This window comes from Mycolicibacter sinensis, from assembly GCF_001673565.1.
In the GTDB taxonomy this organism is placed as follows: Bacteria; Actinomycetota; Actinomycetes; order Mycobacteriales; family Mycobacteriaceae; genus Mycobacterium; species Mycobacterium sinense_C.
In genome coordinates, this window is sequence record NZ_LZMF01000005.1 from 14,864 (window position 1) to 39,951 (window position 25,088).

The 25,088-nt window shown below is 69.7% G+C and carries 20 protein-coding genes; 5 read left to right on the forward strand and 15 right to left on the reverse strand.

Going from position 1 to position 25,088, the window contains the following annotated elements:
- The first annotated feature begins 4 nt into the window (after positions 1-4).
- Positions 5-838 carry a hypothetical protein gene (locus A5648_RS00675; RefSeq protein WP_065022700.1) on the forward strand — a complete coding sequence of 278 codons (834 nt, stop codon included), beginning with the start codon at positions 5-7 and terminating at the stop codon, positions 836-838.
- A 17-nt stretch (positions 839-855) separates the two neighbouring features.
- Here A5648_RS00675 and A5648_RS00680 read toward each other — a convergent pair whose 3' ends face one another.
- From A5648_RS00680 to A5648_RS00720, 9 genes are all read right to left on the reverse strand, one after another.
- Positions 856-1,872: a ferrochelatase gene (locus A5648_RS00680; RefSeq protein WP_065022701.1), complete on the reverse strand. Its 1,017-nt coding sequence runs from the start codon at positions 1,870-1,872 to the stop codon at positions 856-858.
- The gene (inhA, locus tag A5648_RS00685; protein WP_065022702.1) at positions 1,873-2,682 is read right to left on the reverse strand and encodes an NADH-dependent enoyl-ACP reductase InhA; all 810 of its coding nucleotides are present in this window, start codon (positions 2,680-2,682) and stop codon (positions 1,873-1,875) included.
- Between the two features lie 34 nt (positions 2,683-2,716).
- Complete coding sequence (gene fabG1, locus A5648_RS00690; protein ID WP_065022703.1) at positions 2,717-3,460, reverse strand: 3-oxoacyl-ACP reductase FabG1; 744 nt, start codon at positions 3,458-3,460, stop codon at positions 2,717-2,719.
- A gap of 98 nt (positions 3,461-3,558) precedes the next feature.
- Positions 3,559-4,566 (reverse strand): VWA domain-containing protein, encoded by a 1,008-nt coding sequence (locus A5648_RS00695; RefSeq protein ID WP_065022704.1) that lies wholly within the window; start codon positions 4,564-4,566, stop codon positions 3,559-3,561.
- Between the two features lie 97 nt (positions 4,567-4,663).
- Positions 4,664-5,575 (reverse strand): DUF58 domain-containing protein, encoded by a 912-nt coding sequence (locus A5648_RS00700; protein ID WP_065022787.1) that lies wholly within the window; start codon positions 5,573-5,575, stop codon positions 4,664-4,666.
- Positions 5,576-5,634: 59 nt separating this feature from the next.
- Complete coding sequence (locus A5648_RS00705; RefSeq protein ID WP_065022788.1) at positions 5,635-6,744, reverse strand: AAA family ATPase; 1,110 nt, start codon at positions 6,742-6,744, stop codon at positions 5,635-5,637.
- A gap of 121 nt (positions 6,745-6,865) precedes the next feature.
- Positions 6,866-7,561, reverse strand: coding sequence for an NlpC/P60 family peptidoglycan endopeptidase RipB (gene ripB, locus A5648_RS00710; protein ID WP_065022705.1), 696 nt, complete (start codon positions 7,559-7,561; stop codon positions 6,866-6,868).
- 11 nt (positions 7,562-7,572) lie between these two features.
- On the reverse strand, positions 7,573-8,988 hold the full coding sequence (gene ripA / locus A5648_RS00715) for an NlpC/P60 family peptidoglycan endopeptidase RipA (protein ID WP_065022706.1): 1,416 nt from the start codon (positions 8,986-8,988) through the stop codon (positions 7,573-7,575).
- Positions 8,989-9,230: 242 nt separating this feature from the next.
- The gene (locus A5648_RS00720; protein WP_065022707.1) at positions 9,231-9,782 is read right to left on the reverse strand and encodes a DUF6676 family protein; all 552 of its coding nucleotides are present in this window, start codon (positions 9,780-9,782) and stop codon (positions 9,231-9,233) included.
- A gap of 153 nt (positions 9,783-9,935) precedes the next feature.
- Here A5648_RS00720 and acnA point away from each other — a divergent pair, with 153 nt between their 5' ends.
- On the forward strand, positions 9,936-12,728 hold the full coding sequence (gene acnA / locus A5648_RS00725) for an aconitate hydratase AcnA (protein ID WP_065022789.1): 2,793 nt from the start codon (positions 9,936-9,938) through the stop codon (positions 12,726-12,728).
- 23 nt (positions 12,729-12,751) lie between these two features.
- A complete protein-coding gene (locus tag A5648_RS00730; RefSeq protein ID WP_065022708.1) occupies positions 12,752-13,315 on the forward strand; it encodes a TetR/AcrR family transcriptional regulator in 564 nt (187 codons plus the stop codon).
- 12 nt (positions 13,316-13,327) lie between these two features.
- On the opposite strand, the gene A5648_RS00735 is transcribed toward A5648_RS00730, so the two are convergent.
- The 4 genes from A5648_RS00735 to trxA all read right to left on the reverse strand — a co-directional run bounded on the left by A5648_RS00735 (position 13,328) and on the right by trxA (position 16,493).
- Positions 13,328-13,516, reverse strand: coding sequence for a helix-turn-helix domain-containing protein (locus A5648_RS00735; RefSeq protein ID WP_065022709.1), 189 nt, complete (start codon positions 13,514-13,516; stop codon positions 13,328-13,330).
- Positions 13,517-13,616: 100 nt separating this feature from the next.
- Positions 13,617-15,254: an ABC-F family ATP-binding cassette domain-containing protein gene (locus A5648_RS00740; RefSeq protein WP_065022710.1), complete on the reverse strand. Its 1,638-nt coding sequence runs from the start codon at positions 15,252-15,254 to the stop codon at positions 13,617-13,619.
- A 16-nt stretch (positions 15,255-15,270) separates the two neighbouring features.
- Positions 15,271-16,092, reverse strand: coding sequence for an enoyl-CoA hydratase (locus tag A5648_RS00745; protein ID WP_065022711.1), 822 nt, complete (start codon positions 16,090-16,092; stop codon positions 15,271-15,273).
- Positions 16,093-16,118: 26 nt separating this feature from the next.
- Positions 16,119-16,493 (reverse strand): thioredoxin, encoded by a 375-nt coding sequence (trxA, locus tag A5648_RS00750; protein ID WP_065022712.1) that lies wholly within the window; start codon positions 16,491-16,493, stop codon positions 16,119-16,121.
- 177 nt (positions 16,494-16,670) lie between these two features.
- Here trxA and A5648_RS00755 point away from each other — a divergent pair, with 177 nt between their 5' ends.
- Together A5648_RS00755 and A5648_RS00760 are read left to right on the forward strand one after the other, a co-directional pair.
- Positions 16,671-17,324 carry a DUF5666 domain-containing protein gene (locus A5648_RS00755; protein WP_065022713.1) on the forward strand — a complete coding sequence of 218 codons (654 nt, stop codon included), beginning with the start codon at positions 16,671-16,673 and terminating at the stop codon, positions 17,322-17,324.
- 259 nt (positions 17,325-17,583) lie between these two features.
- Positions 17,584-22,386, forward strand: a complete 4,803-nt coding sequence (locus A5648_RS00760; RefSeq protein ID WP_065022714.1) for a cation-translocating P-type ATPase — start codon at positions 17,584-17,586, stop codon at positions 22,384-22,386.
- Between the two features lie 30 nt (positions 22,387-22,416).
- Here A5648_RS00760 and A5648_RS00765 read toward each other — a convergent pair whose 3' ends face one another.
- Together A5648_RS00765 and A5648_RS00770 are read right to left on the reverse strand one after the other, a co-directional pair.
- Positions 22,417-24,153 carry an amidohydrolase gene (locus A5648_RS00765; RefSeq protein WP_065022715.1) on the reverse strand — a complete coding sequence of 579 codons (1,737 nt, stop codon included), beginning with the start codon at positions 24,151-24,153 and terminating at the stop codon, positions 22,417-22,419.
- Between the two features lie 119 nt (positions 24,154-24,272).
- Complete coding sequence (locus A5648_RS00770) at positions 24,273-25,085, reverse strand: MBL fold metallo-hydrolase (RefSeq protein WP_065022716.1); 813 nt, start codon at positions 25,083-25,085, stop codon at positions 24,273-24,275.
- Positions 25,086-25,088 lie beyond the last annotated feature (3 nt).

Genomic DNA, 25,088 nt, shown 5'->3' on the forward strand with positions numbered 1-25,088 from the left:
CATCATGTGGTGCCCGAGTGTCTCTCTGTCGGTGTGGGCCAACGCCTGGCTTGCCGGCCGGGCCGCGCCCGACGACCTGTTGGACGCACTATCGGCTTGGGCGCCAGTGCAATCGGTGGCCGCCTACAATGCGGTGGTCGCGAGCAGCATCGGCCTGTCATGGCCGGACACGTGCGACGGCGGCGCCGCGTCACTGCTGCAGGTGGTGCGCGGCGCGGCGGCGCCCGGCGCCGGTGCTCGTATCCACCCGGTGTTTCCGGTGCCCGGCGACGTGCGCGGGCTGCCGGCCGGAACCGCGTTCGCACAAGAAGCGATCCTGGCCGGCGAGGCGGTGCTCATCGGTTCCTCTGACGCATCACCGCCGGTCGGGTTGGTGCCGGCGTATCTGGAGGACGCCGACTCCCCCGACGTCGCCGAATTGTGCTGGACGGCTTTCCCGCTGACCAGCGTGCCGGTGGCCGAGCAGCACGATCTGGGCGACGCCGAGTACGCGTTGCGCTCGGCGGTCCGGACGGCCGCCGAGGCGCTGGGGTCCACCGCTTCGCGGTGGGCCGACTACGGTGTCGAGGATCCGCGATTGCGGGTCGAGCAGATGATGGAAGCCGTACTCCGGCATCGCATTCCGGACCATGCGCCGACCCGCGCGGTGCGGGTGCTGCACAGTGCGGCGCACGTCGAGGCGATCATCGCGGTCAGCGCCGATCTGCTGACCGCCAGCGCGCATTCCTCGGCTGCGCTGCACAGCGCCGTCAATGCGGTGCGGCCGCTGGTGGCGGTGGTGCGTTCGTCGCGCAGCGCCGCGGTGACCGCGATCCTGCAGTCGGCCTGGCGGAACTGACCCGTGGCGGCGATCCGCTAGCGCGGGTCTGCCACGTCGGCGACGCAGTGCGCGGATCCGCACCGGGCACCGTTGACGCCGAACCCGCAGCCCAGCCCGACCGTGTCCGCGACCCCTCCGTCGCGCAGTTCTTCGATGAGTCCGCGCGCCAGGCGGGCCAAGCGGCGGTCGGCGTTCGGGGTGCTGGCACGCGCGTAGGCGATTCCGGCGGCCTGCGCCTGCGCGCGCACTTCGTGGTCGAGGTCCCACAGCACCTCGATGTTGTCGCTGAGGAATCCGATCGGGCACACGATCACCGCGCCCACCCCGGCCTCGGCCAGGGCAGCCAGGTGGTCTTCGACGTCGGGCTCCAGCCAGGGCACCTGCGGCGGCCCGGAGCGCGACTGCCACACCTGGTCGTAGTCGGGATATCCGGCCGCGGCGGCGACGCGGGCGGTGGCGTGGGCGACCTGGCGGCTGTAGAGCTGCGGGCCGTAGCGTTCGTCGGCGGCCACCGGAATCGAGTGCGCGGTGAACACCAGCCGAGCGGTGTCGCGTAGATCGGCGGGCAGGGTGTCGGCGGCCGCGACGATCGCCTCGGCGAACATCGCCACGAACAACGGATGATCGAAGTACTGGCGCAGCTTCACCAATTCGGGGGCCCGCTCCCCGACCGCGCGGCGCGCCCGGGCGATGTCCTCGGCGTACTGATCGCAGCCGGAGTACCCGCCCCAGGCCGAGGTCGCGAAGACCGCGGCGCGGCGGATCCCGTCGTCGGCCATCCGGGCGACGACGTCCTCGACGTAAGGCTCCCAGTTTCGGTTACCGAAATAGATTGGCAGCCCGGGCAATTCGGCCTGCAACGCCTGCGCCAGCGCGCGGTTGATCGCGTTGATCGGCGACACCCCGCCGAAATGCAGGTAGTGCTGCGCGACGGCGTCGAGCCGGGCCGGTGGCACGCCGCGTCCCCGGGTGACGTTCTCCAGGAACGGCCGCACTTGCTCGGGGCCTTCGGGTCCGCCGAAGGACAGGAGCAGGACGGCGTCTGGCTCCATCTACAGCAACTGGGTGTGGGCGCCGCCGTCGGCGTAGACGACCGTGCCGGTGGTGGCGGGCAGCCAATCCGACAGCAGTGCGCAGACGGTCTTGGCCACCGGGGCCGGGTCCTTCATGTCCCAGCCGACCGGGGCGCGCTGGTCCCAGCCCTCCTCGAGCAGCCGGATCTGCTCACCGGCGCCCTCGCCGAGCGCACCGCCGACGATCGCGCTCATCGCCAGGGTCCGGATCGGACCGGCCGCAACGAGATTCGACCGCACGCCGTGCGGGCCGGCTTCGCGGGCGACGAAGCGGTTCACCGACTCCAGCGCGCTCTTGGCCACCGTCATCCAGTTGTAGGCCGGCATCGCCCGGGTCGGGTCGAAGTCCATGCCCACGATCGACCCGCCCGGGTTGATGATCGGCAGGGTCGCCTTGGCCAGCGAGGCGTAGGAGTAGGCGGAGATGTGGATGCCCTTGGCGACGTCCTCGTAGGGAGCATCGAAGAACGGGTTGACGCCCATTCCGGTCTGCGGCATGAACCCGATCGAGTGCACCACGCCGTCGAGCTTGTTGCCCTCCCCGATCACCTCGGTGATCCGGTCGGCCAGGGTGTCGAGGTGCTCGGTGTTCTGCACGTCGAGCTCGAGCAGCGGCGCGGGCTCGGGGAGCCGGTCAATGATGCGCTGGATCAGCCGCAGCCGATCGAAGCCGGTGCAGACCAGCTGGGCGCCGGCCTCCTGCGCCACCTTGGCGATGTGAAACGCGATGGAGGAGTCGGTGATGATCCCGGTGACCAGGATCCGCTTGCCGTCGAGAATGCCTGCCATGAAATGTCCTCTGTTTTCGTGAGTGAACGAGTCGCTAGTGGCCCATGCCCATGCCGCCGTCGACCGGGATGACCGCACCGGCGATGTACCCGGCGTCCTCGGAGGCCAGGAAGCTGACCGCCCCGGCGACCTCCTCGGCGGTGCCGACCCGCTTGGCCGGGATGAACTCCAACGCGCCCTCCTGGATCCGCTCGTCGAGGGCCCGGGTCATCTCGGTGTCGATGTAGCCGGGTGCGACGACGTTGGCGGTGACGCCCGCCTTGGACAGTTCGCGGGAGATCGAGCGGGCCATGCCGATCAGACCCGCCTTGGCCGCCGCGTAGTTGGCCTGGTTGCCGATGCCCCACATGCCCGAGACCGATCCGATGTAGATGATCCGGCCGAAGCGCTTGCGCTGCATGCTGCGCGAGGCGCGCTGGGTCACCCGGAAGGCGCCGGTGAGGTTGGCGTTGATGACCTCTTCGAAGCGTTCCTCGGTCATCCGCATCAGGAACGCGTCCTTGGAGATGCCGGCGTTGGCCACCAGCACCTCGACGGGTCCCTGGTGCTCTTCGACCTCTTTGAAGGCGCGGTCGACGGCGTCGTTGTCGGTGACATCGCACACCACCCCGAACAGGCCCTCGGGGGCCCCGGAGCCGCGGTGGGTCACCGCCACCTTGTGGCCGTCGGCGGCCAGCCGCTGCGCGATCGCCAATCCGATGCCGCGGTTTCCGCCGGTGACCAGGACCGAACGGGACACGAACGCGGGCTTGGCGGCGGGTGTTTGGCTGTCTGTCACCCGGCCAACTTATCGGACCAATGCGTTGACTCTGCGCTGAGGGCGCGCGCTACTCGCACTTTTGCGCCGTGAGCGCAGGGTCAACGGGGCCTCAGCCGTCAGGCGGGCAGCCGCCGGTTCAGCAGCAGCGCCGCCAGCCCGGCCAGCGCGAGGATGAGCGAGCCGAGGCGCAGCCAGCCGGTGGACGCGTCGCCGCGGATCGTCTCGTAGCCGATCTGGTCCTGCAAGGTCGAGTAGACCTCTTTGAGCTGGGCCAGGCTCGAGGCGGTGTAGGCGCTGCCGCCGGACAGGTCGGCGATCTTCTTCAGCGAGTCGTCGTCGACCGGCACCGGCTGGCGTTGCTCGTTGATCTCGACGTAGCCGTAGGCCGTGCCGAACGAGATCGTCGAGACCGGCACCCCCTGGTCCTTGGCGGTGCGCGCCGCGGTGAACGCCCCCTTGGGGTTGTCCGGGTTGGACGGGACGGTCTCCTTGCCGTCGGAGAGCAGCACGATGCGGGCCGGCGGGGGCGTGTCGCCGCCGCCGATGACCGCGCCCACGGTGGCGATCGCCTGCAGCGCGGTGAAGATGCCCTCCCCGGTAGCGGTCCGGTCGGCCAGTTGCAGCTTGTCGATCGCGGCCTTGGTGGCCTCGCGGTTGGTGGTCGGCGAGGTCAGCACGGTCGCGGTGCCGGCGTAGGCGATCAGACCGAGGTTGATGCCCGCGGTCAGCTCGTCGGCGAACTGCTTGCCGGCCTCCTGCGCCGCGGCCAGCCGGGTCGGTTCGACGTCGGTGGCCCGCATCGACTGGGACACGTCGATCACCAGCATCACCACCGCACGGTTGCGCGGGATCCGCACGTCATGGGTGGGGCCGGCCATCGCGACGGTGAACAGCATCAGCGAGGCCACCAGCAGGGCCGCCGACAGGTGCCGCCAGCGGGTCGGCGCCTTGGGCGCCACACTCTCCAGCAGCTCCATGTTGGCGAACCGCAGGATGCGCCGCTGCCGCGCCACCTGCACGAGGATGTACAGCGCGACCAGGCCCAGGACGACGAACAGGAACAGGAAGAACCACGGGTGAGCGAAGCCGGACAACGTCATCGGCCCGAGCAGCGGCAATGTCATAGCAGACCTGTCTTTTGGCCGGCGAGCAGTCGCGAAAGCCCCCATTCAGTGGCTGAAATCGGGGCTTTCACGTCTGTTCGCCGAGGGAAGGTGAGCGTCACGGCATCCCCGCCAGCGCGCCGCGCCGGCGTGACTCGACGAATCGGACGATATCGGCGATCCAGTCCCGGTCGGTGCGCAGCGACAACAACGGGGCGCCGCAACTGCGCAGCGCATGTGCGACGTCGGCGCGGTGGGCGGCTGCGGCCCGGGCGAAGTCGTCACGCAGCTTGGCGTCGATGGTGAACTCGCGGGTGACGCCGGATTCGGTGTCCTGCAACACCACATCGCCGACGTCGGGCAGTTCGACGTCACGCGGGTCGAGCACCTCGATACCCAGCACCTCGTGGCGGGCCGCGATCGCGCGCAGCGGGCGCATCCAGTTGACCGGTCCGAGGAAGTCGCTGATCACGACCGCCATGCCGCGCCGCCGTTCGGGCCGGCGCAGCGCGTCGATGGCCGCCGCCAGATCACCGCGCACCCCGAGCGGGGCCCGCGGCACGGTGGCGATGGTGCGCAGCAGCGTCTGCTCGTGGTTGCGCCCGGAGCGCGCCGGCACGCGCACCACCCGTTCGCCGTTGGCCACCAGCGCGCCCAGCCGGTTACCGCCGCCGCTGTTGAGGAAGACGATCGCCGCGGCCGCGGCCACCGCCAGGTCGCGCTTCTCACAGGTCGAGGTGCCGAAATCCATGCTGGCCGACATGTCGATCACCAGCCAGGTCTCCAGCTCGCGGTCGGCGATCATCTGGCGCACGTGCGGGTGGGTGGTACGCGCGGTGACCGACCAGTCCATCCGGCGCACGTCGTCGCCGGGCTGGTAGAGCCGCGACTCGCCGGGTTCGGAACCCGGGCCGGGGATCAAGCCCAGGTGATCGCCGTGCAGCACCCCGTCGAGCTTGCGTTTGACCGTCAGTTCCAGGGTGCGCAGCGCCGCCGCCAGCTTGGGGTCACGGATCCCGCCGCGCAGCATCGACGGCGGCGCGGTGCTGGTTCCCGGGTCTGCTGCGCCCTGCCCGGTGCCCGCGTCGCTCACCGACCGCTGGCCACTGCCGCCGCGGTCGGGGCACCCGGCGACGCCGAATGCGGCTGCTGCGGAACGGCATTCACCTGCGGCAGCGGCACCGTCTGCAGCACCCGGTTGATGACGATCTCCGAGGTGATCTCATCGGCCAGGGCATCGTAGGACAACACCAGCCGGTGCCGCAGCACATCGGGGATGACCTCGATGACGTCCTGCGGGATCACGTAGTCGCGCCCGCGCACCAACGCCAGCGCCCGGGACGCGGAGATGATGCCCAGCGAGGCACGCGGGGAGGCCCCGAAGGACAGCCAGTTCTTGACATCGGGCATCCCGAACTGCTCGGGCTGGCGCGTCGCGGTGATGACCCGGACCACGTAGTCGACCAGCGCGTGGTGCACGAAGTTGTTGGCCGCCAGACCCTGCAACCGCAGCAGGTCGCCGGGGTTGAGGATCTGCTTGGGCTCCGGCGGGGTGACACCCATCCGGTAGATGATCTCCCGCTCCTCCTCGGGCGAGGGATAGCCGACGTTGATCTTGAACAGGAAGCGGTCGCGCTGCGCCTCCGGCAGCGGGTAGACGCCCTCGTGCTCGATCGGGTTCTGGGTGGCCATCACCAGGAACGGGGTGGGCAGCGGGATGGTCTTGCCGCCGATGGAGACCTTGCGCTCCTGCATGACCTCCAGCAGCGCCGACTGCACCTTGGCCGGCGCCCGGTTGATCTCGTCGGCGAGCAGGAAGTTGACCATCACCGGGCCAAGCTCGGTGTCGAACTCCTCGCGGCCCTGCCGGTAGATGCGGGTACCGATGATGTCGGTCGGCACCAGGTCCGGGGTGAACTGGATGCGGGCGAACGACCCGCCGACCACCTTGGCGAAGGTCTCCACGGCGAGGGTCTTGGCGACACCGGGCACGCCCTCGAGCAGCACGTGCCCCTTGGCCAGCAGCCCGACCAGGATCCGCTCGACGAGCTGGTCCTGCCCGACGATGACGCGCTTGACCTCGAAGATGGCCCGCTCCAGCGCGTGTACGTCGGCGGCCAGGCCTGAGCCGGGGCCCTGGGCGCCCTCCGGGCCGGGGAAACCGCTGGCGCCCGCGGGCGTCCCATCCGATGACGTCATCGAGAAATCCTCCACAAAGGTCGGTCAGACACAACTGCTTGCACGGCACACGGCCGCGGGGCAGCGTCGTGCCCGCGTTTCACTATTCCAGGGTTCGCAGCATCCGTCGACGTACGGGCCGTCAGTACTCGATGATGCGGGTCAGATACGGCGTCATGCCGGCCGTGCGCACCGGACTGACGACGACTTTGCCGGCGCTGCCGGATGCTTCCAGCATCTTGCCGCCGCCGAGGAACATCGCGACGTGCTGGCCGCCGCCGGGCCCCCAGAACATCAGGTCGCCGCGGCGGGCCTGACTGGGCGGAATCTGCCGGCCGGCCTTGTACTGGTCGCCGGAGAACCGCGGAATCAACACCCCGACGCCGGCGAACGCGTACCGCATCAGCCCCGAGCAGTCGAAGCCGACGGTGCCCGCCCCGGAGTCGATGCCCTTGCTGGGGCCGGTGAGCGAACCGCCGCCCCAAGAGTAGGGCACGCCCATCTGGGACCCGGCGCGGCGGATGACGTATTCGATGGCCTGCTTGCCGTGCACCCGCTGACCGGGTGACACGTTGGCCTGCTCGCCGACGTTGAACCCGAGTCCGGACAAGAACTTGCGGCCCAGGTCCATCGTGGTCTGGGTGGCCTGCGCGGTGGCCTGCAGCGACGCGTTGGCCACCGCCAGCGGGTCACCGGGCGCCCCGGCGCTGATCGTCGCCGGCAGGGTGGGATCCCATCCCGGCTCCGCCGCGGCCGGTGTGGCCAAGCCCAGCATCACCGGGCCCGCCACCAGCAACGAGGCGATAAGCCGGGATAGACGTCGTGCACTCTGTCGCATTCGCTCCACCGTCAGTATTCGATGTATCGGACTACAAAAGGCGTCATGCCGCTTTTCCGTACCGGCGACACCTTCACCACCTGACCCACGTCGGGGGCCTCGAGCATCAGGCCGTTGCCTAGGTACAGCGTCACGTGCTGGCTGCCGCCGGGGCCGTAGAAGATGACGTCGCCGCGCCGCGCCATTGCGGTCGGGATCTGGCGGCCCATCTTGTACTGCGAGCCCGAGTAGTGCGGCAGCTTGATGCCCACCCCGGCGAAGGCGTAAAGGATCAGCCCGGAGCAGTCGAACCCGACGGTCCCCGAACCGGATCCGATACCGCGGCCGGGTCCCGCGGCGGTGCCGCCGCCCCAGGAGTAGGGCACCCCGCGCTGCGACAGGGCGCGGCGGATCACGTATTCGGAGGCCTGCCGGCCGTACACCCGCGGGATTTTGCCGTTGTTGATGCCGGTGTCATCGGGTTTGGCCAGCCCGATCGACTGCAGGAACTGGCGGCCCAGGTTCGAGGTCACCTGCGCCGAGGTCTGGGAGATTCCGAGCACCTGGTTGATGACGGCGATCGGGTCGCCGGGGACGTTGGCGCTGGGCACCGCCGGCAGGGTGGGATCCCATGGGCCGTCCCACGTCTCGGCGCGCTTGGCGGCCGGCGGGCCGGCCGGGTTGCCCCACCGGTCCCCTGCCGGCGCGGGCCCTTCCTGGGGTTGCTGCCGGCCGCGGGCGGCGGCGAGCTTGGCCTGGGCCTCGTTGCGCTGGGCGGCCAGCCGGTCGATCTCGCCCTGCTGTTCGCCGAACTTGCGCTGGGTATCGGTGAGCGAGGCCACCGCGGCGTCCTGGCTGGACTGGGCGTCGGCGACCGCCTGGTCGGCCTTCTGCTTGGCCAGTCGGGCCGCTGACTCCTTGTTCAGCTGCTCGGTGCGGGCCCGCTTGAGGTTGTCCAATGCCTGCTGGGAGGACAGCGCCAGGGTCCGGCCGGCGGCCGCGGTGGCGATCATCTCCGACGGGTCGGTCGCGGTGAGGTAGCTCTCCGAGGGCCCGTTGACATAGGTCGATGCGGCGAAGGTGTTGAACCGCTGCTGGGCGGCAACGATCTTGGCGTCGGCTTCGACGATCGCCGCCCGGCCGGCCTCCACCTCCTGTTGGGCCGAGGTTGCGTCTTCCCGCGCGGTCTGCAGGTCGACCAGGGCCTTATTGACACTTTCCTTCTGTTGCTGGATCTGGGCGCCCAGGTCTTGCAGCTGCTGGTTGGCCTCGGCGACGTCGGCGATCAGCCTGGCGATGCCGTCGGGGTCCGGTGCCGGTTGGGCCGCGGCCAGTCCGGGGGTTCCCAGCAGCAGCGCGGAACTCAGCACCGACGCTGCGGCGGTGCGGGTGAGCCTGGCGACCGGCGGGAAGACCGAGACCTCGGAGCCACAGCGGATGCGTCTCATTCGGCTTGGATCTCCTCGGACTCGGGCAGGCGGAGCCACGCTTCGACCGGCGGCAAAGCACAGTTACAACAGCAACGCCTTTTGAACCATACGTCACATCAGTCACTGGAGAAACGTTCGTAACAAACTACGTTATTGTAATTAAGCCGGTTGTGACCGACTGGTGACCTAGTTCTTTGCAGCAACGCGAATAGAAGCGATCACGGATCGCCGAGGAAGATGCGTTTCAGCAGGTGAGCGCGCTACTCAGGAGCGTCGACGCGAGCGAGGGCGCGTTTGCTGCGCCGCTGCAGCAAGCGGGTGCCGACGGCCGCTGCCGCCACCCCGATCAGCAGTACGACCGTCAGGCCCGTCCAGGGCAGATCAGGCTTGTTCAATTCATTGACGAAATTCTGCGCCGAGGTCACCGCATCGCCGGTTTTGGCGTGGTCTTCGGCGGCCTCCAATTTGGCGCGGTGAAACTGCCCGCTATAGCTGCCGACGTAGGTAGTACTGAGCACCAGCACGGTGGCATCGGGATAGTCATAGCCCACCACCGTGGCGACGTCGCGCAGCGCGGTGTCCATCCCCGGGTTGCGGGCGACCTCGACGATCTTGAGGTCGATACCGTCGCGCGCCGCGTCGGCGACCACGTTGCGCAGCGCCGGCACGTCGGCGGCCGGGGCGCTCACCCCGTCGACGGCCACGGCGACCTTGACCAGCGCCATGCACTCGTCCGGCGGAGTGGCCGGGTCGAGGCCGACGGTGATGCAGAGCTCGCCGGGAATATAGGCCGGCGGGTGCGGGGTGGTCACGAGCGATGACGGTAGCAAAGTGCGGCTCAGGTGAGGTGATCCTTACTTCATACAGGACAACCGTACTGTTAGGGTTTATGACGCCCGTCGGCGCGGACCCGTCGACGGAGGAGAACTCGATCTCGGGGAGTTGAAGTGACCAGCAAAGATTCGGTGAATTCGTTCGGAGCCCGCGACACCCTGACGGTGGGTGACGACGAATATCAGATCTACCGCCTCGACGCCGTCCCGGGCACCGAGAAACTCCCCTACAGCCTCAAGGTGCTGGCCGAAAACCTGCTGCGCACCGAGGACGGCGCCAACATCACCAAAGACCACATCACCGCGATCGCCAACTGGGACCCGGAAGCAGAGCCCAGCGTCGAGATCCAGTTCACCCCCGCCCGGGTGGTCATGCAGGACTTCACCGGCGTGCCCTGCATCGTCGACCTGGCCACCATGCGCGAAGCCGTCGCCGCCTTGGGCGGTGACCCCGCGAAGGTCAACCCGCTGGCGCCGGCCGAGCTGGTGATCGACCACTCGGTGATCCTGGACGTGTTCGGCCGCGCCGACGCCTTCGAGCGCAACGTCGAACTGGAGTACCAGCGCAACGGCGAGCGCTATCAGTTCCTGCGCTGGGGCCAGGGCGCCTTCGACGACTTCAAGGTCGTCCCGCCGGGCACCGGCATCGTCCACCAGGTCAACATCGAGTACCTGGCCCGCACCGTGATGGTGCGTGACGGGGTGGCCTACCCGGACACCTGCGTGGGCACCGACAGCCACACCACCATGGTCAACGGCCTCGGCGTGCTCGGCTGGGGCGTCGGTGGCATCGAGGCCGAGGCCGCCATGCTGGGTCAGCCGGTGTCGATGCTGATCCCCCGCGTCGTCGGGTTCAAGCTGACCGGTGAGATCAAACCGGGCGTGACCGCCACCGACGTGGTGCTCACGGTCACCGACATGCTGCGCCGGCACGGTGTGGTGGGCAAGTTCGTCGAGTTCTACGGCAAGGGCGTCGCCGAGGTGCCGCTGGCCAACCGCGCCACCCTGGGCAACATGAGCCCCGAATTCGGTTCCACCGCAGCGATTTTCCCGATCGACGACGAGACGATCAGCTACCTGCGGCTGACCGGCCGCAGCGAACAGCAGCTGGCGCTGGTGGAGGCCTACGCCAAGGCTCAGGGCATGTGGCACGACCCCGCCCGGGAGCCGGCCTACTCCGAATACATCGAACTGGACCTGGGCACCGTGGTCCCCTCGATCGCCGGCCCCAAGCGCCCGCAGGACCGCATCGAACTCTCCGACGCAAAGACCGCCTTCCGCAAGGACATTCACAACTACGTGGGTGAGGACCGCGACGCCCCGCACAGTCAGCTCGACGAGGCGGTCGAAGAGTCGTTCCCGGCGTCCGACCCCGCGGTGCTGTCCTTCGCCGACGACGACGCGGCGGTGCCCTCGGCGGCGCAGGACTGCGACGGCCGGCCGAGCAAGCCGGTCAAGGTGTCCTCGGCCGAGCGCGGTGACTTCGTGCTCGACCACGGCGCCGTCGTCGTCGCCGGGATCACCTCATGCACCAACACCTCCAACCCCGAGGTGATGCTGGGTGCGGCGCTGCTGGCCAAGAAGGCCGTCGAGAAGGGCCTGACCTCCAAGCCGTGGGTCAAGACCAACATGGCGCCGGGCTCGCAGGTGGTGACCGACTACTACAACAAGGCCGGCCTGTGGCCGTACCTGGAGAAGCTCGGCTTCTACCTCGGCGGCTACGGCTGCACCACCTGCATCGGCAACACCGGCCCGCTGCCCGAGGAGATCTCGAAGGCCATCAACGACAACGACCTGTCGGTGACGGCGGTGCTGTCGGGCAACCGCAACTTCGAGGGCCGCATTCAGCCGGACGTGAAGATGAACTACCTGGCCTCCCCGCCGCTGGTCATCGCCTACGCCATCGCCGGGACCATGGACTTCGACTTCGCCTCCCAGCCGCTGGGCCAGGACACCGACGGCAACGACGTGTTCCTCACCGACATCTGGCCCTCCACCGCCGAGATCCAGGAGACCATCGCCTCCTCGATCGACCGCGACATGTTCACCAGCTCGTATGCCGACGTGTTCAAGGGCGACGAGCGGTGGCGCTCGCTGCCCACCCCGGAGGGCAACACCTTCGCCTGGGACGAGAAGTCGACCTACGTGCGCAAGGCGCCGTACTTCGACGGCATGCCCGCCGAGCCGGCACCGGTCGAAGACATCACCGGCGCCCGGGTCCTTGCGCTGCTGGGTGATTCGGTCACCACCGACCACATCAGCCCGGCCGGTGCGATCAAGAAGGGCACCCCGGCCGCCCAGTACCTGGAAGCCAACGGGGTCTCCCCCCGCGACTACAACTCGCTGGGTTCGCGGCGCGGCAACCACGAGGTGATGATCCGCGGCACGTTCGCCAACATCCGGCTGCGCAACCAGCTGCTCGACGATGTGTCCGGCGGCTACACCCGCGACTTCACCCAGGACGGCGGCCCGCAGGAGTTCATCTTCGACGCCGCGCAGAACTATGCGGCGCAGAACGTTCCGCTGGTCGTGCTGGGCGGCAAGGAATACGGGTCGGGCTCGTCGCGCGACTGGGCCGCCAAGGGCACCGTGCTGTTGGGGGTGCGTGCGGTGATCACCGAGTCGTTCGAGCGCATCCACCGCTCCAACCTGATCGGCATGGGCGTGATCCCGCTGCAGTTCCCCGCCGGCGAGTCCGCGGCGTCGCTGAAGCTGGACGGCACCGAGGTCTTCGACATCACCGGCATCGAGGAGCTCAACAAGGGCAAGACCCCGAAGACGGTGCACGTCAAGGCCACCAAGGCCGATGGCAGTGCCGTCGAATTTGACGCGGTGGTGCGCATCGACACCCCCGGTGAAGCCGATTACTACCGCAACGGCGGCATCCTGCAGTACGTGCTGCGCAACATGCTGACCTCGAAGTAGCCCGCGTAGGCGGCGAAAAGCTGATGCCCAGGGTCAGCGAGGATCACCTGGCGGCCCGGCGTCGCCAGATCCTTGACGGCGCGCGGCGGTGCTTCGCCGCCTACGGCTACGACGGGGCCACGGTGCGCCGTCTGGAGCAGACGGTCGGGCTGTCGCGGGGGGCGATCTTTCATCACTTCCGCGACAAGGACACCTTGTTCTTCGAGCTGGCCCAAGAGGATGCCGCGCAGATGGCGGAGGTGGCCGCCCGGGCCGGCCTGATCGGCGTCATGCGTGACATGCTGGCCGCGCCCGAGCAGTACGACTGGCTGGCGACCCGGCTCGAGATCGCGCGCAAACTGCGCCACGACCCCGAGTTCAGCCGTGGCTGGGCGGAGCGGTCAGCTGAATTGTCCGCTGCGACAACGGATCGGCTCAATCGGCAGAAGCAGGCCGGCCGGCTGCGCGGCGACGTTCCCGCCGACGTGTTGCACACCTATCTAGACCTGGTGCTCGACGGCCTGGTGGCCCGGCTGGCCTCCGGCGAGGACCCCCAGCGGCTGTCCGCGGTGCTCGATCTGGTCGAGGATTCGGTGCGGCAGCGCTGATTTCGCGAGAAGTCAGCGCGACCGCGTGCGGTGGTTGGGTCCGCCGCGGCTGCGCATCGCCACCCCCGACTCGCGCAGCATGCTGTGTACGGATCCATACGATCGCCCGGTTGAGGCCGCCAGGGTGCGGATGCTGGCCCCGCGCTCATAGGCGTTACGCAACTCGACCAGCTGTCGATCGCGCAGCTTGTCCGGTTTCATCGTGGCCACGTCCCCTCACCATCCCCTCGCCGACCCAACGGGTTCAGCGTAAAAAGGCGTCGGCGATACCGGGCGGCTTTGGCCGAAAAACAGCCGGCACTCAGGCCAGCTCGATCAGATCCCGGTAATCGGTCGACCAGTGGTCCTCGGTGCCGTCGGGCAGCAACACCACCCGCTGCGGGTCGAGCGCCTCGGCCGCCCCGGGGTCGTGGGTGACCAGCACGACGGCCCCGGTGTAGCTGCGCAGCGCGTCGAGCACCTGCTCCCGCGAGGCGGGATCGAGGTTGTTGGTCGGCTCGTCGAGCAACAGCACGTTCGCGGTCGAGGCCACCAGGCCGGCCAGCGCCAGGCGGGTCTTCTCACCACCGGACAGCGTGCCGGCCGGTTGGTCCAACTGCGCCCCGGTGAACATGAACGCGCCCAGCAGTCCGCGCAGATCCTGTTCGGAGGTGTTCGGTGCGGCGTGAACTGTGTTCTCCCACACCGTCGCTGCGTTATCGATGGTGTCGTGTTCCTGGGCGAAGTAGCCGATCTTGCAGCCGTGCCCGGGCTCGAGCTGACCGGCATCGGGGGTTTCAACTCCGGCCAGCACGCGCAGCAGCGTGGTCTTGCCGGCACCGTTGAGGCCCAGCACGACCACCCGCGATCCGCGGTCGATGGCCAGGTCCACGCCGCTGAACACCTCCAGCGAGCCGTACATCTTGGTCAGGCCGCTGGCCATCAGCGGAGTTTTTCCGCACGCGGCCGGAGTCGGAAACTTGATCCTGGCCACCTTGTCGGCGACCCGTTCCTCGTCCAGGGCGGCCAGCATCCGGTCGGCGCGACGCAACATGTTCTGCGCGGCAACGGCTTTGGTGGCCTTGGCGCCCAGTTTCGCGGCCTGGGTGCGCAGCGCGGCGACCTTGCGTTCGGCGTTGGCGCGCTCGCGGCGGCGGCGCTGCTCATCGGTGGCCCGGGCGTCGAGGTACTTCTGCCAGCCCATGTTGTAGACGTCGGCTTCACCGCGTACCGCGTCGAGAAACCACACCCGGTTGACCACGTCGGCCAGCAGATCCACGTCGTGACTGATCAGCACCAGTCCCCCGCTGTGGTTCTTCAGGAAGTCGCGCAGCCAGCCGATCGAATCGGCGTCGAGGTGGTTGGTCGGTTCGTCGAGCAGCAGCGTGGTGTCCGAGCCGGCGCCACCGGAGCCACCCTCGCCGGCAGCGAACAGGATGCGGGCCAACTCCACTCGGCGGCGCTGGCCGCCGGACAGGGTGCGCAGCGGCTGGGTCAGCACCCGCTCCGGCAGGCCCAAGCTGGTGCAGATCCGGCCCGCTTCGCTCTCGGCGGCATAGCCGCCCAGCGCGGCGAACCGCTCCTCGAGTTGGCCGTAGCGGCGGATGGCGCGGTCCCGCGCGGCGTCGTCGACGACTTCGGCCATCAACACCTGCTGCTTCTCCAGGTCGGCCAGGATGGTGTCGAGGCCGCGGGCCGACAGCACCCGGTCCCGGGCCAGGATCTCGAGATTGCCTTCGCGGGGATCCTGCGGCAGGTAGCCGACCTCGCCGGTACGGGCGATGGTGCCCGCGTACGGCTCGCCCTCACCGGCCAGGATGCGCAGCGTGGTGGTCTTGCCGGCGCCGTTGCGACCGACCAGACCGATCCGGTCGCCGGGCTGCACCCGCAACACCGATCCGACCGAGTCGAGCAGGGTGCGCGCTCCGGCGCGGACCTCCAGGTCCGTAGCGGTGATCACGCACGTACTCCTGTTGCTATTTGTCGTCAGTGAAGGCCGGTGGGCGCTTCTCGGCGCGCGCAGCGACGGCTTCCTCGAAGTTGCTGGTCAACAGGCGCACATAGAGCTGTCCAAGGCCCTCGGCCTGCATATGCCCCTCCAGACTACCGGCATCGAGTCCGCTCCACAGCGTCCGCTTGGTCAGTTCGGTGCCCGGCCGGGAGAACCCGGCGATCCGCTCGGCCAGCTCATAGCAGGTGTCCAGCAGATCCGGCTGCTCGACCACCCGGGAGACCAAGCCGATCCGCTCGGCCTCGGCAGCGTCGACGTCGCGGCCGGTGAGCATGATCTCGAACGCCCGCGACGCCCCGATCGCCCGCGGGAGCAGGTAGCTCAGGCCCAGTTCGCTGGCGGTCAGGCCGTTGTTGATGCCGGCCGCCCGGAAGTAGGCGTCCGTCGCGGCGACCCGGATGTCGGCCGCCAGTGCGAGGCAGAGTCCGCCGCCGATCGCCGCGCCGTTGACCGCGGCGATCACCGGCTGGTGCAGCCGGCGCAGCGCCAAGATGATGTCGTCGAGCAGCTCCATCGACCGCAACCCGAAACTGGGCCGGGTCAGCCCGGCCACGTGCGGCACCGATCCGGCCGATTTGTGGTCGGCGCCGGACGAGAATCCCCGCCCCGCTCCGGTCAGGACCACCACCCGCACCGCGTTGTCGTAGCTGATCTGCGCCAGGACGTCACGCAGCGGCACCATCACGTCGAACGCCATCGAGTTCATCCGCTCCGGGCGGTTCAGCGTGATCAGAGCGACCTGCGGACGGGGGCGTTCGATGACGACGTACTCGGATGCGGCGGCCACGGTTGCACGCTATCGCGTGCGGCGGATCAGACCTGTTCTGGCTTGTCCTGGGACGCCTGCTCGGCCAGGGCAGCCTCGACGTCGAGGTCCTTGACCTGCTGGACGAGGTGTTCCAGCGCCGCTGGGGGCAGCGCGCCGGCCTGGTTGAACACCAGGGTGCCCTTCTTGAACGCCATCAGGGTCGGGATGGACCGGATCTGGGCGGCAGCGGCCAGTTGCTGCTCGGCCTCGGTGTCGACCTTGGCGAAAACCACGTCGGGGTGGTTCTCGGAGGCGGCCGAGAATGTCGGCGCGAACGAGCGGCACGGTCCGCACCAGGACGCCCAGAAGTCGACCAGCACGATGTCGTTATCGGCGATGGTTTCTTCGAATTTCGCTGCGGTGAGGTCTTGAGTTGCCATGATTGGGCCAACGCCCGGGCTTCCCGCGGTGTTCCCGGCCCGGCCGGGCAATGGCGGAGCCGCTTACACAGCGGGCTCACAGCACAGAGCTAGCTGTGCGCTAAGTCGGCCATTGACGGTGGTAGCACCTGTCCGGCGGCACACCCGTCGCCGACATCGACGATCGGAGAAACGCTGATGTCCGCTCGCCCCAGCACCCTTGCCCCGGCGATGAGCACGCTCACCGGCGCCGCCGCGCTGTTCGCTGCCGCGCTGTTCGTTCCGGCGCCGGCCCACGCTGAAGGCGACCGGGTGATCGGCCCGGTGTCCTCGGTGACCGGCAGCACCTTCGAGGTGGCCAGGCCCGCCGGCGCCACCACGGTGGCCTTCAGCGAGTCCACCCGCATCGTCGAGCCGGTACCTGCGCAGCTCGGCGAGATCACCGCCGGCACCTGCATCAAGGCCGGCGCCACCCCGGACAGCGCCCCGGCCGACAGCGGGGCGATCTCGGCGAAATGGGTGGCGATCAGCACTCCGGTCGACGGCAAGTGCCCGCAGCGCCCGGGCGGTGCCGACGCCCCGGCACCGCCGGCACCGCATCGCGGCGTGCGCGGCGTTGTCGACTCCGTCGCCGGCAACACCATCACCGTGACCGGCGCCGCCGGGCAGACCACCGTGACCGTCACCGACGACACCCACCTGCGCCGGATGGTCACCGCCGGCGCCGGGGTGATCAGCGACGGCAAGTGCGTCGCGGCCCGCGGCGACAGGGATGCCGACGGCGTGCTGCAGGCGACCAGGATCTCGGTCTGGGCGCCCGACGGTGGTGCCTGCCCCGAGCCGCCGCGGTAGGGAGACCGGCTCCCGCCGGCCCGTTCTCCGCGAGCGGGATCCGCACCCACGGATCCGCTTCCACACCGCGTCGATCATCTGATGCGTCTGCTTGCGGCCGGCGTCGCGCTCGCTGGCCTCCCCCACACGTCGACGCAGCGATTTTGCCTAGCTGCGACCGGGTCGTCGTAACCGAGTCGCACGGTGCCGAGGATCAATCACGGCACTATGGGTTGGTACGCAACCTGCTTTTGCGACGACGTCCTCGAGGGGTGAGGCAATGATGATGCCGGGTATAGCCACCGCTGTCGGTGGTATCACCGATGGTGCGGTGCAGATGCTGCGAGCCGGCGTGAAGGACGCAGCCGAAAGCACCGCCCGGTTGCGCGACAGTGCCACCGATGCGGTGCAGTTGCTCCTGGGCCCGGCGGTCGAGTCGGTGAGCCAATCCGCCGGCCGCTTTCTCGGTGGTTCGAGCGGCGCTTCCCGTGCCAGCGCGGCCATGCCGGTGCGCTGGCGCAGCAAGCAGCGGGTGCACCTGGACCTTGAGCAACTGCTGCCGTTTTCGCTCTGGCATGAAAATGCCGACGCGGTCGAGCAACCGGTCGCCACCATCGCCGGAGTGGCCAGCGCACACATCGAGGGAGCACTGGGCCGGCTGGTGGTCGATCTGGAGCCGGATGCCGACTCCGACGAGGTGCTTGATGAGGTCCGCGTGGCGGTCTGTGCGGTGGCCGCCAAGGTGGGCCGGTCGGCACCGCGGTCGGCGTCGCGCACCGCGCCGTTCGCCGATCCGGGTAACCCGCTGGCGTTGCTCGTACCGATGGCCGCCGCGGCCATGGACGTGGTAGCCGTCGGTGCCGCGGTAGGTGGCTGGGTGGGCCGCCTGCCCGGCGCCCCGCTGGCCACTCGCGGTGCCGCCGCCGTCGTCAGCCACCAACCGCGCATCGTGTCGATGCTGGAATCGCGGCTGGGCCGTGTCGGCACCGATCTCGCGCTGGCCGCCTCGCTGGCGACCACCAACGGGCTGACGCAGGCCGTCGGTGCCCCGCTGCTGGATCTGGCCCAGCGCGGTCTGCAGATCTCCGAGGCCGCGGCTCATCGGCGTCGGTGGCAGGACCGGGAGCCCCAACTGGCGTCACCGAGACGGCCGCAGGCCGCGGTGGTTCCGGTCATTTCGTCGGCCGGACCCGAGTCGCACACGCGCCGACACAACTCGCCGGCTGCGGCGGCCGGTGAGGCCTCGCACGTCGTGGTCGACGGCGCCATCGATTCCGCTATCGACACGGCGAAGGGGGCGATGGCCGGGCCGGTAGAAGAGTACGCCGACCAGGCCGCCAATGCGTCGTTGATCGCCGCGGCGGGTGCGCTGTTGGCCGGCGGCGGCGCCGACGAGGCGGCCGGCGCGATTCTGGCCGGGGTTCCGAAAGCAGCGCATCTGGGCCGGCAGGCGTTCGGTGCGGTGCTCGGCCGCGGCCTGGCCGACGCCGGACAACTCTTGTTGGACCCCGGTGCCCTGCGCCGACTGGATCGGGTGAAGGTCATCGTCGTCGACGGTGCGGCGCTGCGCGGTGACGTGCGCGCGGTGCTGCATGCACGTGGCGAGATGCCCGGCTGGGACGAGGACCGGGTCTATGAAGTCGCCGACGCGTTACTGCACGGCGAACAGGCACCGGACCCCGACCCGGACGAGTTACCGGCTACCGGCGCTCGGCTGCGGTGGGTCCGGTCGCAGCCATCCGCGGCGCCGGTGCAGGGGCTGGAACGCGCCGATCTGGTCGTCGACGGCGACACCGTCGGCAGGGTCAAGATCGGCTGGGAAGTCGATCCGTTCGCGGTGCCACTCCTGCAGACCGCGCATCGGACCGGAGCGCGGGTGGTACTGCGCCATGTGGCCGGCACTCAGGATCTGACCGCCAGCGTCGCCGCCAGTCACCCCGCCGGTACGCCGCTGCTGAAGTTGGTCCGCGAACTGCGTGCCGACCGCGGGCCGGTCTTGCTGATCACCGCACTCCACCGTGACTTCGCCTCGACCGACACGCTGGCGGCGCTGGCCATCGCCGATGTGGGGGTGGCCCTCGACGACCCGCAGGCGGCCACCCCGTGGAGCGCGGACATCATCACCGGCACCGACTTGGCTGCCGCAGTCCGGATCCTGTCGGCGCTGCCGGTGGCCCGGCGCGCCAGCGAATCAGCAGTGCGGCTCGCCCAGGGCGGCAGCACGCTGTCGGGGCTGTTGCTGGTCGCCGGAGACTCCCGGGGCAAACCGGGTCCGCTGAGCCTGCGGCGCTGGCTCGATCCGGTGAACGCGGCCGGGGCGGCGGCGTTGGTGGCCGGCTCCCTGTCCGCGCGCAAGGTGCTGAGCCAACCCGACCCCACCCCGCAGCCGCTCACCGCCTGGCATGCCCTGGATCCGGAGATCGTCTACTCGCGGCTGACCGGATCGGCGCGGCCGCTGGCCGTCGAGGTCGGTACGCCGGTCTGGCGCCGCGCCCTGGGAGACCTCTCCGATCACCCGGTGGTGGCACCGTTGCGCGGCCCGGCAGCTCGCGTGGGACGGCTGCTGACCGCGACGCGCGAAGAACTTGCCGATCCGCTGACCCCGATTCTGGCGGTAGGAGCCGCAGCGTCGGCGATCGTCGGCAGCAACATCGACGCCCTGCTGGTCGCGGGCGTGATGACCGCCAATGCCCTGGTCGGCGGGACGCAACGGGTGCGCGCCGAAGCGGCGGTCGCCGAACTCTTCGCCGAACAGAAAACCGTGGCGCGCCGCGTCGTTCTGCCCCCGGTAGCGACGACACAACGCCGGCTGAAAGCGGGGCGGACCTCCCGGCGCACGGTGACGGTGACCGCGAAATCGCTGCGGCCCGGCGACATCATCGACCTGGCCGCTCCCGATGTGGTGCCCGCGGATGCCCGCCTGTTGACGGCCGACGACCTCGAGGTCGACGAATCCTCGCTCACCGGCGAGTCGCTGCCGGTGGACAAACAGGTCGATCCCGTCGCCGTCGCTGACCCCGAACGGGCCAGCATGCTGTTCGAGGGCAGCACGATCATCGCCGGGCATGCCCGGGCGATCGTGGTCGCCACCGGCGCCGGCACCGCTGCGCGCCGAGCGATTTCGGCGATCGCCGACGTCGAAACGGCGGCCGGAGTACAGGCCCGGCTGCGTGAGTTGACGGCCAAAGTGCTGCCGATGACGCTGGCCGGCGGCGCAGCGGTGACGGGTTTGGCTTTGCTGCACCGCGGACCGCTGCGCCAAGCGGTGGCCGACGGGGTGGCGATCGCGGTGGCCGCGGTCCCGGAGGGTCTGCCGCTGGTGGCGACCCTGGCGCAACTGGCTGCTGCCCAACGGCTTTCGCGCCACGGGGTGTTGGTTCGAACCCCACGCGCCGTCGAAGCGCTGGGCCGGATCGAGACCGTCTGTTTCGACAAGACCGGCACCCTGACCGAGAATCGGCTGCAAGTGGTGCGCAGTGTGGCGCCCACAGCCGCCCCGGGAGACGCCGACGGCCTTGATACCCGGGCACTTCGGGCCGCGGCGCGGGCCTGCACCCAGCCGCGTGAGGGGCAGGGCCATGCGCACGCCACCGACGAGGCCATTCTCACTGCAGCAGAGTCGCTTGCCGACCCTGTTGGTTCGGGATGGACAGTGCTTGCCGAGGTTCCGTTCGAGTCGACTCGCGGCTACGCCGCCACGATCGGCCGGCCCGACACCAACCCGCCGATACTGATGATCAAAGGTGCACCGGAAGTCATCCTGCCGCGCTGCCGTTTCGCCGATCCGGACGGCGGGTACGACCGCGCCGAGACCCTGGTGTCCAGCCTCGCCGAACAGGGGTTGCGTGTACTCGCAGTGGCGCAGCGCAGCTGGGACGGGCCTACCGCCGCGGAGACCGACACCGATGCCGACGCCGTGGATGCGGTGGCCAAGAATCTGGAGTTGATCGGCTTCATCGGGCTGGCCGACACGCTACGGCCGTCGGCACGGCCGCTGATCGAAGCACTGGGCGATGCCAAGCACAAGGTCGTGCTGATCACCGGGGATCACCCGGTCACCGCACGGGCCATCGCCCGTCAACTGGGTCTGCCCCCGGACGCACCAGAGGTCACCGGGGCCGAACTCGCCGTCGTCGACGAGGAAGGCTTCACCAATCTCGTCGCCGACGCCCAGGTCTTCGCCCGGGTCACTCCGGAACAAAAAGTGCAGATCGTTGCCGCGCTGCAGCGCAGTGGACAGGTGACTGCGATGGTCGGCGACGGTGCCAACGACGCCGCGGCGATCCGGATGGCCGACGTGGGCGTAGGCGTCAGCGGTCGCGGTTCGTCGGCGGCCCGCGGGGCCGCCGACATCGTGCTGACCGAAGATGATCTCGGTGTGCTGCTCGACGCGTTGGTCGAGGGCCGCGGCATGTGGACCGGCGTGCGCGATGCGGTTGGCGTCTTGGTCGGTGGCAACGTCGGCGAGGTGTTGTTCACGATCATCGGGACCGCGCTGGGTTCCGGGCGAGCGCCGGTGGGCACCCGCCAACTGCTGCTGGTCAACCTGCTCACCGACATGTTCCCCGCGCTGGCAGTGGCCGTCACCCCGCAGTACCCGCAACCCGACGACGACGAGGGACCCGACCGGGCGGAGGAGGAGGCCGAACGCGCCCACCAGCGCGCGATCCTCTCGGCGCCGGCCCCCTCGCTGGACGCGTCGCTGATGCGCCACATCATCACCCGCGGCGCGGTCACCGCTGCGGGCGCAACCGGCGCCTGGGCGATCGGCAGGTGGACGCCGGGCACCGAGCGGCGGACGGCCACCATGGGGCTGACCGCCCTGGTCGGAACGCAGTTGGTACAGACGCTCCTGACGCGGCGGCACAGCCCACTGGTGGTGGCAACTGCACTGGGCAGCGCGGTGGTGTTGGTCGGAATCGTCCAGACCCCGGTCATCAGCCAGTTCTTCGGGTGCACGCCACTGGGCCCGGTCGCCTGGGCCGGGGTGGGCGCCGCTACCGGCGCCGCCACCGCCCTTTCGCTGCTGGCGCCGACTGCGCTGGCGAAAACGATCGGAGTCGCCGACGTCGATACCGGTTAGCGGCCCTGCAGCAAGACAGCCGCCCCGCGGCTACCCCAGCACCTTTCCGTAGGTCTGCCGGCCCATTAGGTAGGTCGCCTCGACCGCGACGTCGCGCAGGTCGGTCGGCGGCACCCGACGTGGATTGTGCGAGAGCACCACCAGATCGGCGTACTTGCCTTGCTCCAGGCTGCCGATCTCGGTGTCCAGCCGCAGCTGCCAGGCAGCGTTCAACGTCTGCGCCCGCAGCGCCGCGTCGACACTGATGCGCTGCTCGGGGGCCAGCACCCGGCCGCCGCTGCCCTTGGCGACCCGGTTCACCGCGGTGGCGATGTTGCCGATCGGGTCGGGCGGGGTGACGGTGCCGTCGTTGTGGAACGAAACGCGCAGCCCCGCATCGAAAGCCGAGCGCGCCGACATCCAGTGCGCCCCGTGGTCGGGACCGAACAGCTTGTCCACCAACACATCTCCCCAAAAGTAGATGTGCTCGATGAACAGGCTCGGGGTGACACCCAGGCGCGCGGCGCGGGCGAACTGATCGGGCCGCATGGCGCCGACGTGTTCGAGCCGGGGCCGCAGCGCCGGCGGCACCTGCGCCTGTTCGAAGGCGTCCAGCACGACGTCGATCGCGGCGTCACCATGCACATGGCAGGAGACCTGCCAGCGCTGATCGATGAACGCCTTCGCCAGCTGCTGGATCTGCTCGGGCGAATAATTCATCCCGCCGCGATGATCGGGGCCCAGCCCCATGCGCGCCGTGGTGGCGTTGGTCAGGTACGGGAACGTGGTGAAGATGTTGCCCTGCCACGGCGATCCGTCCGCCCAGATCTTCATCCCGATCTTGTCGAACAGCACGTCGGCGCCGGCCCGCTTGCCGCGCACATTGTTCGAATCCTCGGCAAGCTCGGCCGTCCCGATCTCATAGGCACGCACGCGCACCGCGCAGTCGGACTGCTGGGCCAGCTTGCCGAACACCTCGGATTGCGAACGCGCATCGTAGGAATGCTCGGTGGCGGTCGCGATACCCGCGCGGGCCAGCTGGGCGTAGGCCCAGCGCAGGTTGTCGCCGGCGTTGGCCATGATCGCACCGGAGAACGGCGCGGTCAGCGCCATCAGCGCCGCCGCCTCACGCACCTCGCCACTCAGCTGCCCGTCGGGGCTGTGCAGATACTGCGCCCCGGCCGGGTTGGGGGTGGTCTTGGTGATCCCGGCCGCGGCGAACGCGGCGGTGTTGGCGTAGCCGGCGTGGCCGCTGTTGGTGATGATGACGACGGGGTTGTGCGGGGCCAGCCGGTCCAGCTCGGCGCGGGTGAACGGCCCCAGCCCGGTCTGCAGCAGTGGGTCCACCCCGTTGAGCAGGATCGGCTGGCCCTTGGGCGTGTCGGCTACGGCCTCGTTGAGCTTTTCGAACACGCCGCCGGCGGTCGACACCGTGAACGGCCGCACATCGATGGCCGGCGGCGCCAAGGTGGTGCCCATCTCGAACGGGTGGCCGTGCGGTTCCACGAACGCCGGCAGCAAGGCCCGTCCGCGCAGGTCGATGACCTTGGTCTCCGACCCTCGTAGCCCCAGCACCTCATCGGCCGTGCCCACCTTGCTGATCCGCGCTCCGGTAACCGCGAGTGCCTCGGCCTCAGGACGCCCCGGCGCCACTGTCACCACCGGACCGCCGATGAAGATGGTGTCGGCGCCCGGGCCGCGCGATCCGCATCCCGCGAGCCCGCCGACTGCCGTGCCGGCCGCCGCAGCGGCCATCCCCGCCAGGAACCGTCGCCTGCTCGTCGTCACCGTGTGTCTGTTCTTCCTCAGTCGCAGTCGACCGCCGCCGCCCACGGCCTTACGCGGTTCACGCGACGAGTATGGCAGCGACCCGCCCGCTTCCACCGACCAGCCACCCGGGGGCGGCATTAGGTCAGGTCGTCGTGGTCACCGCGCGCCCACGCGGCGTGCCGGTCCGCCGAGAACCGGACTGCGGCGGCGCCGTCGCTGTCGATGGCATTGTCCACCAGCCCGTAAATACGGTCGAAGCGCAGGTCCGCCAGGGTGTCGGCCATCCGGTGCGCCACCGCGGCCGACAACGGAATCCGATTCGGATAGCTGCGCAGGAAGGCCACGGTGCGCCGGTCCGGGTTCGGGAAGATGGTGTCGCCGACCAGCAGCACACCGCGCCCGTCGGCGCCGTCGTCCCAGCAGGCCACCGCACTGCCGGGAAAGTGGCCGCCGACCTCGATGACCGCCAGCGTCGGCGTGAGCTGCAACCGGCCCGACCAGTAGCTGATCACCGGGTCCGGTCGCATCACCCACGGCGCGTCGGCGGCGTTGACATACACCGGCACCCCACCGAGCCGGCGGCTCCACTGGACCTGCGCGCCGAACATGTGCGGATGGCTCGCGACGATCCCGACGACCGGGCCGTGCTCGGTCACCGCGGCCACCGCGGCATCGTCGAGAAAACCTGAAGGGTCCCACAGCACGTTTCCGCCCGCGGTGCACACCAGCTTGCCGAGCTGGCCGATGCCGACCGGCGGGGTGCTGCCGATCGCGATCAGTCCGGGTTCCAGGGTGGCAACGGTGGATCGCACACCCTCGGCGGCCAGCTCCTCAAGCGTGGCCCACTGCTGACCCGCGGCCGGCACCCACTGCCGCTCGTCGGCGCAGATCGCGCAGACATCCGGCGTGGCATCGTGCTCGACGCCGCATGTCCGGCACAGCCAGAACACGCG